The 13657-nt window shown below is 75.1% G+C and carries 11 protein-coding genes; 6 read left to right on the forward strand and 5 right to left on the reverse strand.

Annotated features, from left to right (window positions below; all coding sequences use genetic code 11):
• Positions 1-59: 59 nt before the first annotated feature.
• Entirely contained in the window at positions 60-689 is a 630-nt protein-coding gene (locus E1265_RS22780) for a hypothetical protein (RefSeq protein WP_132932812.1), read from the reverse strand.
• On the reverse strand, positions 686-4684 hold the full coding sequence (locus E1265_RS40370; RefSeq protein WP_132932814.1) for a CHAT domain-containing protein: 3999 nt from the start codon (positions 4682-4684) through the stop codon (positions 686-688). Before E1265_RS40370 ends, E1265_RS22780 begins: the two co-directional genes overlap by 4 nt.
• Before the next feature lie 196 nt (positions 4685-4880).
• Here E1265_RS40370 and E1265_RS22790 point away from each other — a divergent pair, with 196 nt between their 5' ends.
• Together E1265_RS22790 and E1265_RS22795 are read left to right on the forward strand one after the other, a co-directional pair.
• The gene (locus E1265_RS22790) at positions 4881-5984 is read left to right on the forward strand and encodes a LacI family DNA-binding transcriptional regulator (protein ID WP_132932816.1); all 1104 of its coding nucleotides are present in this window, start codon (positions 4881-4883) and stop codon (positions 5982-5984) included.
• Positions 5985-6074: 90 nt separating this feature from the next.
• A complete protein-coding gene (locus E1265_RS22795; RefSeq protein WP_132932818.1) occupies positions 6075-7082 on the forward strand; it encodes a hydroxyacid dehydrogenase in 1008 nt (335 codons plus the stop codon).
• Between the two features lie 29 nt (positions 7083-7111).
• Here the strand turns inward: E1265_RS22795 and E1265_RS22800 are convergent, their stop codons facing one another.
• Positions 7112-8011 (reverse strand): helix-turn-helix transcriptional regulator, encoded by a 900-nt coding sequence (locus E1265_RS22800; RefSeq protein WP_132932820.1) that lies wholly within the window; start codon positions 8009-8011, stop codon positions 7112-7114.
• A 164-nt stretch (positions 8012-8175) separates the two neighbouring features.
• Here E1265_RS22800 and E1265_RS22805 point away from each other — a divergent pair, with 164 nt between their 5' ends.
• A complete protein-coding gene (locus E1265_RS22805) occupies positions 8176-9093 on the forward strand; it encodes a DUF5829 family protein (RefSeq protein ID WP_132932829.1) in 918 nt (305 codons plus the stop codon).
• A gap of 47 nt (positions 9094-9140) precedes the next feature.
• Here the strand turns inward: E1265_RS22805 and E1265_RS22810 are convergent, their stop codons facing one another.
• Together E1265_RS22810 and E1265_RS22815 are read right to left on the reverse strand one after the other, a co-directional pair.
• Positions 9141-10148 carry a DUF6745 domain-containing protein gene (locus E1265_RS22810; protein ID WP_132932822.1) on the reverse strand — a complete coding sequence of 336 codons (1008 nt, stop codon included), beginning with the start codon at positions 10146-10148 and terminating at the stop codon, positions 9141-9143.
• Between the two features lie 64 nt (positions 10149-10212).
• Positions 10213-10539, reverse strand: a complete 327-nt coding sequence (locus E1265_RS22815; RefSeq protein WP_132932823.1) for a hypothetical protein — start codon at positions 10537-10539, stop codon at positions 10213-10215.
• Positions 10540-10700: 161 nt separating this feature from the next.
• Here E1265_RS22815 and E1265_RS22820 point away from each other — a divergent pair, with 161 nt between their 5' ends.
• Genes E1265_RS22820 through E1265_RS22830 form a run of 3 tightly spaced genes read left to right on the forward strand, consistent with a single transcriptional unit; the run spans position 10701 to position 13633 of the window.
• Positions 10701-11669, forward strand: a complete 969-nt coding sequence (locus E1265_RS22820) for an STM4015 family protein (protein WP_132932825.1) — start codon at positions 10701-10703, stop codon at positions 11667-11669.
• On the forward strand, positions 11662-12786 hold the full coding sequence (locus E1265_RS22825) for an STM4014 family protein (protein WP_243741025.1): 1125 nt from the start codon (positions 11662-11664) through the stop codon (positions 12784-12786). The genes E1265_RS22820 and E1265_RS22825 overlap by 8 nt, the downstream gene beginning before the upstream one ends.
• A gap of 40 nt (positions 12787-12826) precedes the next feature.
• A complete protein-coding gene (locus E1265_RS22830; protein WP_132932830.1) occupies positions 12827-13633 on the forward strand; it encodes an STM4013/SEN3800 family hydrolase in 807 nt (268 codons plus the stop codon).
• The last annotated feature ends 24 nt before the right edge of the window (positions 13634-13657 follow it).

A 13657-nucleotide genomic window follows, 5' to 3' on the forward strand; every position in this document is an offset into this window, starting at 1 on the left:
CTTTCGTTCTCTTATATGTATCATTTTTTTTTTTCCAAGCAGAAGACGGCATACGAGTTTCATAAGCGTCTCTTGGCCTCGGAGTGGTGTATAAGAGACAGGAGCACGCCGAGGCGGCGGTGGCGGATGGTGGCGGCGGCCATGAGGTGGGCGACCACGGGCGCGCCGGCCGGGGCGCGGACGACCACGTCGAGGGTCTCGTCGCCGATCAGCGGGTGGTCGTCCACGGCGCGGAAGCGCCACTCCGGGTCGCTGTCCCGTTCGCCCGTGCCGACCACGAAAAGCTGCTCGCCCTGGCCGGGTGCGACCTCGACGCCCGCCTCCACGATGGCCAGCTGGGCGGTGATCGAGACGGTGGTGCGGCGCTGGACGGGTCGGCGGCGTGCCTTGGGGGAGATCGACCAGGCGATCGGCTGCCGGTCGTCCGGCTCGCCGGGCGACTCGAGCCGCAGGCCGACGGCCGCGTCCACCAGCGGGGCGCCGTCGGCGGGCGGGCGGAACGCGCAGACCAGGCTCAGCAGGTAGAAGTCGCCGTCCGCCCCTTCGGCCGGGGGCAGCCGCCGCACCTCGGGGGCGCCGATGGAGACGCGGCCGGTCTCCCCTGACCCAGGGGCCCGCAGGTGGAGCCTCGGCTCGGGGACCAACTCGATGTCGTACCCGGTGGGCTGGTCGTCGCGGTCGGGGTTCACGGGGTCCTCCAGTCTCCGACGAAGCAGAACGCTCCCCAGTCGCGGTAGGCGGGGAACCGCGCGCGGGTGGCGAGTTGGGCCGCTCGGTAGGCGGCCCGACGGTCCGGCAGGGCGCCGAGGCGCTCGTAGAGGGCGGCGAAGAAGCAGGTGGCCACCTCGGGGTGCACCGGCCACAGGCAGCCGATGACCGCCGAGGCGCCGGCGGCGAGGAACGCGGCGGGCAGCCCCCTGAGGTTGTCGTTGACGTCGAACCGGCCGAGGGCGGAGTCGCACGAGCTAAGGGTGACGAGCTCGACGCCCCTCAGGTCGGCCCGCAGGACGTCATGGGCGAAGACCCGGCCGTCGTCGCCCGCGTCCGGGGCGAGGTGCAGGCACTGGTACCAGGGCGCCCACTCGTTGTGCCTGCCGTGCGCGGCCACGTGCAGGTAGCGGGTGCCGGCGAGTTCCGCCAGGAGCCGGCGGGGCGTGGCGTGCCGCCCGGTCACCACGGTGCCGCCCAACGGCTCGGCGACGCGCCTGGCGTGCTCGGCGAGCCCGGCGTCCTCGGGCCCGTGTTCCGCGGCGAACGCGATCAGGCCGCGGCCGACGCGCCAGGGTCGCGAGAGGTCGGGCGGCGCCAGCAGGCGGAGGCTGGGGAGCTGGGTGACCGTCCAGTCGTCGGCGAGCGGCCGGCCCGCCGGGCTGAGCAGGTGGTAGGGGACGTAGTGCAGTGGGCCGTTGGGCCACAGGCACAGATGCCGCTTGCCCGCGGCATGCCACTCGGGCAGCAGCCCCACCAGGGGCGTGAGCAGCTGCTCCGCGCTCTCGGCGAGGTGGAGCGCGCCGGCCCGGCTGACCTCCCGGAACAGCGGGTCGGCGACCACGTCCCGGCGTAGCTCGGCCACGTTGAACGCCATGGGCGAGAGGGCCAGCCGGTGGGCGCCCCGCACCAGCCGCAGCAGTCCGCCTTCCATGTCCTCGTACTCCACGGTCCCGTGCCACAGGTCCTCGCGGGTCACCGCCACGGCGCCCAGGGCCATGCGGGGTCGGCCGTCGGACGACGACCGCCGGTGCCCGAGGAAGAGCGAGACGAGGACGGTGTCCCGGTCGACGCGGTCCTGGATCTCCGTCGGGAGGGCGGGGAGCCCGGCCCGTCCGCGCGCCGCGTGCAGCGCGCCGCTCACCGCGCGGTCCGCCGCGCGCTGCTGGTTGCGCCGCTCGGCGTCCCGGTCGCGCTCCGGTTCGGCCTCGCCGAGTCCCACGTAGTACAGCATCCCGGGCGTGGGCCCCGGCAGTTCGGCCTCCGGCGGGTGGCCGTCCGTTGCGGCCTCGGCGCGCTCCCGGTCGAGCAGCGCGAGCAGCCCCGGCGGTGGGGTGAACGGGCCGGCGGCGGCGAGCGCCGCCGTGAGGTCAAGGCCCTTGGCGACCTGGTGCACGACCAGCATCAGTTCGGGCGACACGGTGTCCCCGCAGAGCGTGAGGAAGACCCGCTGCCACAGGTCGCGGAAGTGCAGCGCCTCTGGCTCGTCGAGCGCCCCGGCCAGCCACACCGCCGCCGCGACCAGGGCCACCGCCGCCTGGGGCGCCTCGGGCCCCGGGCAGCGCTCCAGGCAGCGGGCGGCGGCGTCCAGATCGGCCAGGGCCAGGTCGGTCTGGCCGCAGGCCGCGTTGGACTCGGCCGCGTTGGCGTACCACTCGGCGGCGGCGCGCGGCTCGGTGTCCTCGGCACGTGCCGCCAGGCCGTATGCCAGCCGGGCGTCGAGGTAGCACAGCGGGTCGTGGTGCTCGGCGGTCCACTCCGGCGCGGTCCGCCTGGCCTCGGCGAGCAGCTGCCGGCCGAGGTCCTCCGCCTCGGCCCCGGCGCAGTGCGCGGCGAGATGGACCAGGGCGGCGGCGCGTTCCGGCGCGGACCAGCCCTGCTCGGCCATCACGGAGCGCAGCCGCTCGGCGGCCTCGTGACGGCGCACCGACCTGGGGAGGCAGGCGAGGCGATCGCCGGGCAGGGCGTGCACGACGCTGTCCCACCAGCGTCGCCGGCGCGCCGGGTCGGTGGGGTGCGAGGCGTGCCCCGCGCCTCCGAGCAGCTGGGCGGCCAGGTCGTGCCGGCCCGCCTCGTCGAGCAGTTGCAGGGTCTCCGCGGACACGGCCTCGCGTTCGTGCGGCGGGAGGTCGCCGGGGGACACGGGCAGCAGGTCGGACAGGTGCTCCGGCAGGGCCAGCTCGCCGAGCCTGGTGAGGACCCGCAGCAGGTAGAGGAAGCCCAGCGGGTCGCGGGCCGGGTCGAGCAGGTCGAACGCCTCCCGGACCGCGGCCCGGATCTCCCGGTCGTGGCCCGGGCCCCGCTCGACGCCCGCCAGCAGCGACAGGGCCTCGGCCAGCGCCTTCAGCGCCCGGCCGCGGACATGACCGGTGGTCAGGCCGACGGCCTCCCGGTGGTAGCGCACCGCCTCCCGGGCGGCCGCCTCGGGTGCGGGCATCTCGTCAGGACCCGTCTCCGGGTCACCTGGCGGCTCGGCGTCCGGGGCGAAGGACCGGTGCCGGAGTTCGCGTCGGCGCCACAGCTCCTGGGCGCCCTCGAAGGACAGGCCGGTCATGTGGCCGACGTAGGGGGTGGTGTGCAGCAGCCCGGCCGCGAAGAGCGTCTCGCCCAACTCGGCGACGGCCGCCGGGTCCTGGTCGGCGCGGAGCACGGCGATCTGTCCGTCGACCACCCGGCGGGCCCGGCGGAACACGGCGCCGTCCGGGACCTCGACGAGACTCAGCCTGGCGGCCTCCACGTAGAGGTCGGCGGTCCACCACCACAGGCCGCCCCGGTCGGTGCCCCAGCGCGGCTCGGCCGCGGCCATGGCGAGGCTGAGGAGCGGCAGCAGCGCGCGTGGCGGACCCGCGGGGATCGCCTGGGCGACCGATGCCAGCACGGCGGCGAGGGCGGCGGGTCGCAGCTCGCGCTCCGGCTCCGCCACCCGCTCGGCCGCCTCGGCCGGGGTGACGACCCGGCCCCGCACCCGGGCCGCGAGGTCGGCGAACTCCTCGACCTGCCGGCGGATTTCGGGGTCGGGCCGGCCGGCCTCCTGGGCGTCTTCCGGCGCTTCGGAGGGCGGTTCTGGACGGCGCGACCTGGCCGCGCGGACGGTCTCCCGCAGCAGCAGTCCAGTGGCGCGGGCGAGCCTGGCCCGGTGCGTGTCGTCCCCTGGGGCCTGGTCGACGGCCCGTCGCAGCCAGCGCACGGCCTCGCGGAGCCCGGGGCCCGGCTCGGGCGCCGAGCCGGCGCGGCGGGCGAGAGCGGTGCCGATGCCGGACAGCGCCTCGGCGTGCTCGGCCCCGTCCTCGGCGGCCAGGTCGAGCGCCCGGCGGTAGGCGGCCTCGGCGGCCGACAGGTCGGCGGCGTCCCCGGTGAGGTCGAAGCGCCGGTCGAGTGCCCCGGCGTAGGTGAGCCAGCGGCGGGCGCCGGCGTCCGGTTCCCCGGCGAGTGCGCCGAGCAGCCGGACGGCCTCCGTCGCGTCCGTCTCCCGGTCCGCCGCCGGCCGTTCGGGGGACGCGGCGAGCAGCCCGAGCGCGAGCCCGAGCACCGTGTCCCGGTAGCTCTCGCGCCCGGGCGCCGCGGTGCGGCGCAGCTGGTCGACGGCCTCGGCGAGCCCCGGGGAGACTCCGCCGCGCTCGCTCCGCCGCACCAGGTCGGCGGCCCGGTCCAGCGGATCGGCCAGGGGGTCGAAGCCGGTGCGGGCCGTGAGCTCGGGCCACAGCGGGCGGGCGGCCGACCAGGGGTCCGTCATGAAGCGGAGCCCGACGAGGTCCAACAGGGCCTCGAACGCCGGGCCGTGGCGCTCGGGATCCGCCTCCGCGCGGGCCCGGTGGAACTCCACCAGCACCCACCACCCGTGCGGATCCTCGCCGACCGCGCCCGTCAGGCGCCGGAGCGCCGCCTCGGCGTCGCCGTCCCACAGGCCGGCCGGATCGCCCGTCGCCCTGAAGTGGTCGATCCGCCGAACCAGCGCCGCCATCGACTCATCGGGCACCGGCCCCCCTTTCCCCGCGCCGGCAGCCTAGACGAACGACGGCGCCGGGCGCGGGGGGCGGTCTCCCTCACCCGTAGCGCGAGCAAGAAAAACCACCAACAATCACTGTCGATCACCAAACTCCATCGCCGAGCGCGAACGGCGGGGGCACTAGGATGTTCGACACCTGTCGGCGGGGGAGGACACGGGGAGAGAGATGGCCGAGTTGCTGGTCGCGCAGCGGCATGAGCTGCTGCTGCGGGAGTTGGAGGCCGCCGGCGGCCTCAAGGTCTCCGAGCTCGTGACGCGGCTCGGCGTCTCCGGCGCCACCATCCGACGCGATCTGGCGGACCTGGAGGCCGAGGGGCGGGTGACCCGGGTGCGCGGCGGCGCCATGCTGGCGATGCCGACGCCCGGCGCCGACGCGCCCGCGGCGCCGGCGCCGGCTCCGGTCCCCGCCGCGCCGACCAGGGCGCTCGGCCTGCTGGTCCCCTCCGCCACCTACTACTACCCGCGCGTGGTCGCCGGCGTCCGGGCGGCGGCCGCCGAGCGCGGCGCCCGGATCATCATCGGTCTCACGGACTACGCGCGGCCCGACGACCTGACGCAGATCGAGGAGCTGCGCGCGGCCGGCGCCGCCGGGCTGCTGGTCACCTCGGCCGGCGGCCCGCTCGTCCCCGAGTCGACGCTCGAGCGGCTCAGGGAGAGCGGCCTGCCCTTCGTGCTGCTCGAGCGGCAGCCGCAGGACCGGTACGGGCCCTACGAGTTCGTCGCCTCCGACCACCGGCAGGGCGCGGTCGCCGCAGTGCGGCACCTGGCGGAGCTCGGGCACCGGCGGGTGGCCCTGTTCACCAACGGCAGCCCCACCGCCGGCCAGATCCGCGAGGGGCACGCGGCGGCCGTCGAGCGCTTGGGCCTCGACGCGGCCCCGGTCCAGGACAGCGGCCAGCCCTCCCCCGGCGCCGCCGAGGCCGCCGAACGCTACGACCGGTTCATCGAGGCCTGCCTGGCCGACGGCGTCCGGGCGGCGCTCGTCCACTCCGACCACGACGCGATCGAGTTGATGCGGCGCCTGCGCGGCCGGGGGCTTCGCACGCCGGACGACCTGGCGCTGATCGCGTACGACGACGAGATCGCCGCGCTGGCCGATGTGCCGCTGACGGCGGTGGCCCCCGCCAAGCACGAGCTCGGCGAGCTGGCGGCGCGGCTGCTGCTCGACCGGCTCGACGCCGCCGAGCCGCCGGCGGTCCGTCAGGTGGCGCTGCAACCGAGGCTCATCGTGCGGTCGTCCTGCGGGGCGGTCCGCACGCCCACACCATGAGCGATCGCTGCGCATCCTGAGCACTTGTTGCCAATCATGAGCGCTCTGGCGCAGACTGGTGATCGTCTGCCCTATGAGGTGTTTCCCAGGATGCCCCAGCGCCCCTCGGCCCTGTTCGCCCTCGACGACCGTAACCTGCCGCTGCTGTTCCCGCCCGACGTGCTCGCGCGACTGGCGGAGCTCGTGGACATCGATCCCGCCGTCACCGTCGGGGACTTCGCCGACCCGGCCCTCGCGGAGCGGCTGGCCAGGGCCGAGTTCCTGGTCACCGGCTGGGGCTGCCCGCGCGTGACCCCGGCCGCGCTCGACGCGATGCCCAGGCTGCGCGCGATCCTGCACACCGCCGGCACCGTGAAGGCGCTGCTCCCGCCCGAGGTGTGGCGGCGCGGCGTCGCCGTGTCGACGGCCGCCGCGGCCAACGCCCTGCCGGTCGCCGAGTACACGCTGGGCGTGATCCTGCTGCTCGGCAAGAACGTGCCGGGGCTGCGCGACGAGTACCGTGCCACCCGGGCCTACCCGCGGGACCTGGTGCGCCGGGACGTCGGGAACGTCGGCCGCCGGGTCGGGATCGTCGGCGCCTCCCGGATCGGGCGGCGGGTGATCGAGCTGCTGCGCCCCTTCGACTTCGAGGTGCTGCTCCACGACCCCTATGTGACCGAGGCGGAGGCCCGGGCCCTCGGGGTGCGCGCCGTCGACCTCGACACGCTGCTCGCGAGCAGCGCTATCGTGTCGGTGCACGCGCCGGCCACCCCGGAGACCCGGCACCTGCTCGACGCCGCCCGGCTGGCGCTGCTGCCGGACGGCGCCGCGCTGGTCAACACCGCGCGCGGCAGCCTGGTGGACACCGAGGCGCTGACGAAGGAGCTCGTCACGGGTCGGATCAGGGCGGTGCTCGACGTCACGGAGCCGGAGCCGCTGCCGGCCGACTCGCCGCTGTTCCGGCTGCCCAACGTCATCCTCACCCCGCACGTCGCCGGCTCGCTCGGCAACGAGCTGTCCCGCCTCGGCCGCGCCGCCGTGGGCGAGTTGGAGCGGCTGCTGGCCGGGCGACCGCTGGCCCACGGCGTCGCTCTCGCCGAGCTCGCGCGCACCGCCTGAGCCTCGGCCCCCCGCCGCTCGGCCGTCGCTCAGCCGTGCCGCTCGGCCCGGCGCTCCGCCTCCGAGCGGGGCGCGGTCAGGTCCAGCAGCAGCATCGCGTCGTGATCGGGGGTCTCGGGCTCGGCCAGGTACACGCTGAGGCGCTGGCCAGGGGTGCCCTCCAGCTCCATGCCCTGATAGCCGAGGGTGAGCGTGCCGACCACGGGGTGGTGAAAGGTCTTCCGCGCGTGGGCCCGGCCCCGGACGTCGTACCGCTCCCACAGGCGGGCGAACTCCTCGCTCTTCACGAGCAGTTCGCCGACGAGCTGGGCGAGGTCCGGCGCGTCGGGGTCGGTGCCGGCCAGCGCGCGCAGCCGGGCGACGCAGCCGCGTACCTGGTCGTCCCAGTCGTCGAAGATGCCGCGGCCGGCCGGGTGGAGGAAGAGGTAGCGGGCGATGTTCCGCTGCTTGGCCGGCCAGTCGTCCAGGCCGGCGAACAGCGCGAGTCCCGCGGGGTTGGCGGCGAGCACGTCGAGGCTGCGGCTCGCCACGTAGGCGGGGTTCGGGCGCAGCGTCTCGAGCAGCAGCTTCAGGTGCGGGCGCACCGCGCGGCCGGGCGGGGCCGGCGGCTCGGGCGCGTACCTGGCGGCCTGTGCGGCCAGGGTGCGCAGGTGCCCGTGCTCCTCCTCGTCGAGCCGCAGCGCGCGGGCGAGCGCGTCGACGACGCTGGGGCTCGGCCGGGTCTCCCTGCCCCGCTCCAGGCGGACGTAGTAGTCGATGCTGATCCCGGCGAGCGTGGCCAGCTCCTCGCGACGCAGCCCGGGTGTGCGGCGCAGCCCGGGGCCGAGGCTCAGCCCGGCCTGCTCGGGGCTGGCCTGGGTACGACGGGCGCGGAGGAAGCGCCCGAGTTCGGTGCCGCCCCCGCCGCTCTGCTGCTGATCACGTGCCATGCCTCCAGGGTCCTGCCCCACCGACCTGGACGGAAGGCGAGTGGGGGGTCGTGTCGCACCCCCTCAACACGCGGCCCGGGCCCGCGCCGCGAATCCTGGGTGAACTTTTGCGAACGCGATCTTCTCCAAGTGATCAAGGCGGCCCTAAGATCGCGCGCATGTTGATGAGCCGTACGTTAAGAGCCAGCCTCGGCCTCGCCGTGACCGCCACCATCGCCCTCACCGGCACGGCGGGCGCCGCAGAGAGCCAGTCGTCGACCGACGACCAGCTGCTGTTCTACAACCACGCCTACGCCGTGGTCGACCGGGAGACCGCCGACGCCATCGAGCACTCCGAGTTCCTGCGGGAGTTCGCCGACTTCGAGGTCCGCACCACCACCGGCGGCGACTTCACCTGGACGGGCCGCTACCTGTACGGCCACGAGACGTACCTCGAGTTCTTCGGCGAGGGCGATCTGCCGGGGCAGGACGCCGAGTTCGGCTCCTCGGGGCTCGGGATCTCGACCGAGCACGCGGGCGACATGGCCACCGTCGCCCAGAACCTGGTGGACCAGGGCATCGAGCCTGCCGAGGGCCTGCAGACGCGCGACTTCGGGGACGGCGTGCGGGTGCCGTGGTTCGAGTACCTGCGGTCAACCAGCGAGCAGTACGAGGCCTTCGATCCCTTTGCGATGGAGTATCGGAGCGAGTACTTCGCCGACCCGCGCAGCAACACGGGCCCGGAGAGCTACCCGGGTGACGTCAGCCGAGCCCGCTACCTGCCGGACCGCTACCAGGACCACCTGATGCGCGACGTCACCGCCATCCACCTGGGGGTGCCCGAGCGCGACCTCGCCACCACGGTGCCGCTGCTCGAGGCCGGCGGGTACGACGTCCAGACCACGTCGACCGGCATCGTCGTGGACGACGGCGGCACCCTGATACGTCTTGACGGCGTGCCGCGCGCCGAAGCGGGCCTGCGGAGCATCGAGATGTCGCTCAACGGCCCGGTGCTCGACCAGCAGGTGGAGCAGATCGGCAACTCGACCCTGTACGTCGGCCCGCGCGACCGCGCCGTGTGGGAGTTCGACGCCCCCGAGTGACCGTGCCTCCGGCCGGGGGCGGCGACGTCCCCGGCCAGGCCGCCCGCTCAGGTCTGCCGCAGCGGCACGTAGTCGTCGGCGCCGAGGCCGAACGTCCAGGCCACGCCCTCGCGGGCCGTCCTGGTTCCGGGCGGCACCCGGAGCCAGTAGGTGCGGCTCGTGCCGTCCGGCTCGGGGGTCGAGTTGACGACCTCGACCATCACCACGTCCTCGTCCCCGCTGAGCGCTATGCGCCAGAGCACCCCCGTCTCGTCGCGGTGCACGGGCTTCGCGCCCGACTCCGCGAGATAGCGGTCGTAGCCGTAGTGCTCCAGCATCACGCGCCGCAGCTCGGCGTTCTCCTCCTCGCGGATCAGGTCCGGCGTCAGCGAGCCCAGCTGGTCGAGGAACTCGCCCGGCACGGGCAGCCCGCGCCAGGCGTGCAGCGCGAAGCCGTCCGCGTAGGCGAGCGCGGGGCCGTCCCCCCGGTCGAGGCGACCGGCCTCGTCCCGGTGCAGTTCGGTCGGCCGCTCGCTGATCACCGCGAGCTCCGCGTAGGGCCACCACCAGCCGGCGGCGCGGGCCACCTCGGCCAGGCCCGCGAGCTCGGAGCCCGCGCCGGTGTGGAGGGCGCTGAGCCAGGCCGTCTCGTGATGGCCGAGGACCGCGTCGAGCAGCAGGACCCTGATCCTCGGCTCGTCGGCCCGGTCCGCGGCCAGCTTCTCGACGACCTCGGCGCGGATCCGGTCGACCAGCGGGGCGGTGGTCTCCCACAGGTCGGCGCCCGTCGCCCGCCAGTGCTCGCTCCAGCCGATCGGGCCCAACCGGCCGTGCAGCCGCTCGCGCTCGGCCGCGACGGCGCGGTCGCGGACCGCGGCCCGCACGCTCGGCCCGGTCGACAGCTCCCCGTCGGACAGCAGCCGCGCCGCCTCGAGCGGCGAGCGGACCCACAGGATCCGCTCGGGCTCCTTCAGACCCGCCCGCCGGTAGGCCTTGCGGACGCCCGCCTCGGCCGCGCTCCGCTCGCCTGGACCGGTGGCCGCCGCCACCGCCCGCCAGCTCGCCCGCTCCGTCATGCCGCTCTCCCTCGCTCTCCGTGTTCTCCGTGCTCTCGGTGCGCTCAGCGCGCTCAGCGCGGTCTCAGTCGGCGACGATCCGCACCGAACCCGGCACGTACTCGCGCTGCCTGACGACCCGGTACCAGCCCTTGGGCAGCGGGATGGCCGCGTGCTCCTCGTGCACCACCCGGGCGCCGTCCGGCACGTGCAGCAGCATCGGCCCGAACGCGCCGGCCTCCCTGATCAGCCGGCCCGGGCCCACCACGGCGTGCGCGTGCCCGGTGACCTCACCGAGCGCGAGGACCAACCGGCCCCGCCCGTCGCGCGGCTCCGACGCGGCGTCACGCGCGCCCTCGGGCACCGCCTCCTCCGCCAGCGGCACGATCAGGACGTCTCCTTGGCGATACATGGGTCTCCCTCCCGCTCAGGCACCCGGTGTGCCATGTGACGGACTGTAGGGGGAGGCACTGACAGCCACCCGAGGGCCGGTCCGCCGGCCGCGTTGTCAGTGGTGATTGGTACAACTCCCGTGACGTCCCCGACACATCCCAGACGAAGGAGCGGGCGCACATGACCATCGGAGGCCACCTACCGGAGTTCCACGGCCTGCCCGCCTTCGACTTCCCGGAGTCCGTGAAGGACGAGGGGGACGCCGCCGGGCTGCCGGCCCCCGACTCGGTCGCCTGGCGCGTCGCGGTCGAGTCCTACGACAGCAAGGAGGAGTGGGAGGAGGCCTTCGCCCGGTTCCTCGCCGCCGTCGACACCACGCGGGTGCGCGCGCTGGTCGTGGGCGCCTGGAGCAACGTGTACGAGACCGGGCCCGAGGCGGTGATCGAGGCGATCGTGGCGGGGCGCGACCGGCTGCCCGCCCTGCGCGGGATATTCCTCGGCGACATCGTGATGGAGGAGGCGGAGATCTCCTGGATCACCCAGGGCGCCGTGACGCCGCTGCTCGACGCCTTCCCCGAGCTCGAGGAGCTCGGCGTGCGCGGCGGCAACGGCCTGGAGTTCCCCGCCACCCGCCACGAGCGGCTGCGCCGGCTGACCATCGAGACCGGCGGGATGCCGGCCGAGGCGGTGCGCGGCGTGGCCGCCAGCGACCTGCCGTCGCTCGCACACCTCGACCTGTGGCTCGGCACCTCGAACTACGGCGGCGACTGCGAGGTGGGCGACCTGGCGCCGATCCTGGCGGGCACCAGGCTGCCCGCGCTGACCCACCTGGCGCTGCGTAACAGCGAGATACAGGACGACATCTGCGCCGCGCTGGCCTCCGCCCCCGTGGTGGCCCGCCTCAAGGTCCTCGACGTGTCGATGGGGGTGCTCACCGACACCGGCGTGACCGCGCTGCTGACGGGCCAGCCGCTCACCCACCTCACGGCGCTCGACATGCACCACAACTACCTGAGCAGGGCGATGGTCGCGCGACTGCGCGATTCCCTGGAGCCGGCCGGGGTGCGCCTCGACCTCGACTCCGACGACGCGTACTCCGACGACGACGGGGACGGCACCGTCTGGCGCTATGTCGCGGTGGGTGAGTAGCGCGGCGCCGGCGGCCGGCCCGCGCCGGTGGGCGGTCGTCGGCAACGGGGAGAACCGACGCGTCGGTCTGTTCCTCGCCGCCGCGCGGGCGGCGGGGCTGCCGGCGCCCCGCGTCGTCGAGTGGCGGGACGTGCTGCGCGACGGCGGCCACGCGTTCGCCGACGAGGAGATCGTGCGGCTCGACTCGCCCGGTGAGAGCGCCGATGTTGACCGCCTGCTGCGCGGCGTCGACGAGCCGACCCGGGTGGAGGGTTCCGCCGCCTGGTACGCCCGGTTCCTGGCCGCGGTCGGATCGCTGCGCGGCGGGGTCAGGCTCGACGATCCGGCGGACCTGGCCGTGCTGTTCGACAAGCGGCTCTGCCACGCCAGGCTGGCGGCGGCCGGCGTCCCCGTGCCTTCCGCGCCCACCTCGGGCGGGGCGTGGCCGGTGCGTGGCTGGGACGACGTGCGGGCGGCGATGCGGGAGCACCGCATGCCGCGGGTCTTCGTCAAGCCCGCCCACAGCTCGTCGGCGTCCGGGATCCTGGCCGTCGAGACAGGCGCGGGCCGGGTCGGCGCCACCACGCCGGTCGAGGTGACGCCCGGCGGCCGGCTGCACAACTCGCTGCGGGTGCGCCGCCTGACCGACGAGCGGTCGATCGCCGCCATCGTGGACACGCTGGCCCCGGACGGGCTGCACGTCGAGCGGTGGCTGCCGAAGGCGTCGCTGGCCGGCCGATCGGCCGACCTGCGGGTCCTGGTGGTGGCGGGCCGGGCCACGCACGCCGTGGTGCGCACCAGCCGCTTCCCGCTGACCAACCTGCACCTGGGCGGGGCCAGGGGCGACCTCGCGGCGGCCATGGCCGCCGCCGGCGACCGCTGGGCCGATGCGCTCGAGGTCTGCGAGCGCGCCGCCGCCTGCTTCCCCGGCACGCTCTGCGTCGGCGTCGACCTGCTGCCGGCGATCGGCTGGCGCCGCTTCGCGGTCGCCGAGGTGAACGCGTTCGGCGACCTGCTGCCCGGGCTGCGGGGGCTGCCGGGCAGCGGCGCCGAGGACATGGACACGTACGCGGCCCAGCTCGCGGCCGTGGCAGGCGGCGGGACGCCGCGCGTGAGGAGGGACCGTGCGCCACGCTGACCCGGCGGACCCCGACGTGAACTTCGACGTGAACCCCGACATGAACCAGGTGGTGGGCCGCGACGACCTGTTGCTGCTCACCCTGGACACCCTCCGCTACGACGTGGCGGCGGAGCTGGCCGCCGCCGGCCGGCTGCCGAACCTGACCGCCAGGCTGCCCGGCGGCACCTGGGAGCGGCGGCACGCGCCGGGCAGCTTCACCTACGCCTCGCACCAGGCCATGTTCGCCGGCTTCCTGCCGACCCCCGCCGCGCCCGGCCGGCACCCGCGGCTGTTCGCGGCCCGGTTCGCCGGCAGCGAGACGACCGAGGAGCGCACCTTCGTCTTCGACGCGCCGGACCTGGTCTCGGCCCTGGCCGAGCGCGGCTACCACACGGTGTGCGTCGGCGGCGTCGGCTTCTTCAACAAGCGCGGGGCGCTCGGCGGGGTGCTGCCCGGTCTCTTCCGGGAGAGCCACTGGGAGCCGGAGTTCTCCGTCGCCTCGCCGATCTCCTTCGAGGCCCAGGTGGTGCGCGTGGAGCGGGTCGTCGCCGGACTCCCGGCCGACCGGCGTCTCTTCCTCTTCCTCAACGTCTCGGCGCTGCACCAGCCCAACTGGTTCCACCTGCCGGGCGCGACGCGGGAGGCGGGCGACAGCCTGGCCACGCACGCCGCGGCCCTGGAGTACGTCGACCGCCATATCCCACGGTTGTTCGCCGCGATGAGCTCGCGACGCCGCTGCTTCGCCGTCGTCTGCTCGGACCACGGCACGGCCTACGGGGACGGCGGGTACACCGGGCACCGCCTCGGCCACGAGGCCGTGTGGACCGTCCCCTACCGCCACTTCTTCCTGGAGCCGTCCGCATGACCGCCGCCCCGTCCACCGCCACTC

Source organism: Streptomyces sp. 8K308 (assembly GCF_004348315.1).
Taxonomy (GTDB): Bacteria; Actinomycetota; Actinomycetes; order Streptomycetales; family Streptomycetaceae; genus Streptomyces.

Excerpts from the sequence above, each read along its gene's own strand:
- E1265_RS22790 (WP_132932816.1), top strand. The coding sequence starts at position 4,881 with ATGGCCGAGTTGCTGGTCGCGCAGCGGCATGAGCTGCTGCTGCGGGAG.
- E1265_RS22795 (WP_132932818.1), top strand. The coding sequence starts at position 6,075 with ATGCCCCAGCGCCCCTCGGCCCTGTTCGCCCTCGACGACCGTAACCTG.
- E1265_RS22800 (WP_132932820.1), bottom strand. The coding sequence starts at position 8,011 with ATGGCACGTGATCAGCAGCAGAGCGGCGGGGGCGGCACCGAACTCGGG.
- E1265_RS22805 (WP_132932829.1), top strand. The coding sequence starts at position 8,176 with ATGAGCCGTACGTTAAGAGCCAGCCTCGGCCTCGCCGTGACCGCCACC.
- E1265_RS22810 (WP_132932822.1), bottom strand. The coding sequence starts at position 10,148 with ATGACGGAGCGGGCGAGCTGGCGGGCGGTGGCGGCGGCCACCGGTCCA.
- E1265_RS22815 (WP_132932823.1), bottom strand. The coding sequence starts at position 10,539 with ATGTATCGCCAAGGAGACGTCCTGATCGTGCCGCTGGCGGAGGAGGCG.
- E1265_RS22820 (WP_132932825.1), top strand. The coding sequence starts at position 10,701 with ATGACCATCGGAGGCCACCTACCGGAGTTCCACGGCCTGCCCGCCTTC.
- E1265_RS22830 (WP_132932830.1), top strand. The coding sequence starts at position 12,827 with ATGAACCAGGTGGTGGGCCGCGACGACCTGTTGCTGCTCACCCTGGAC.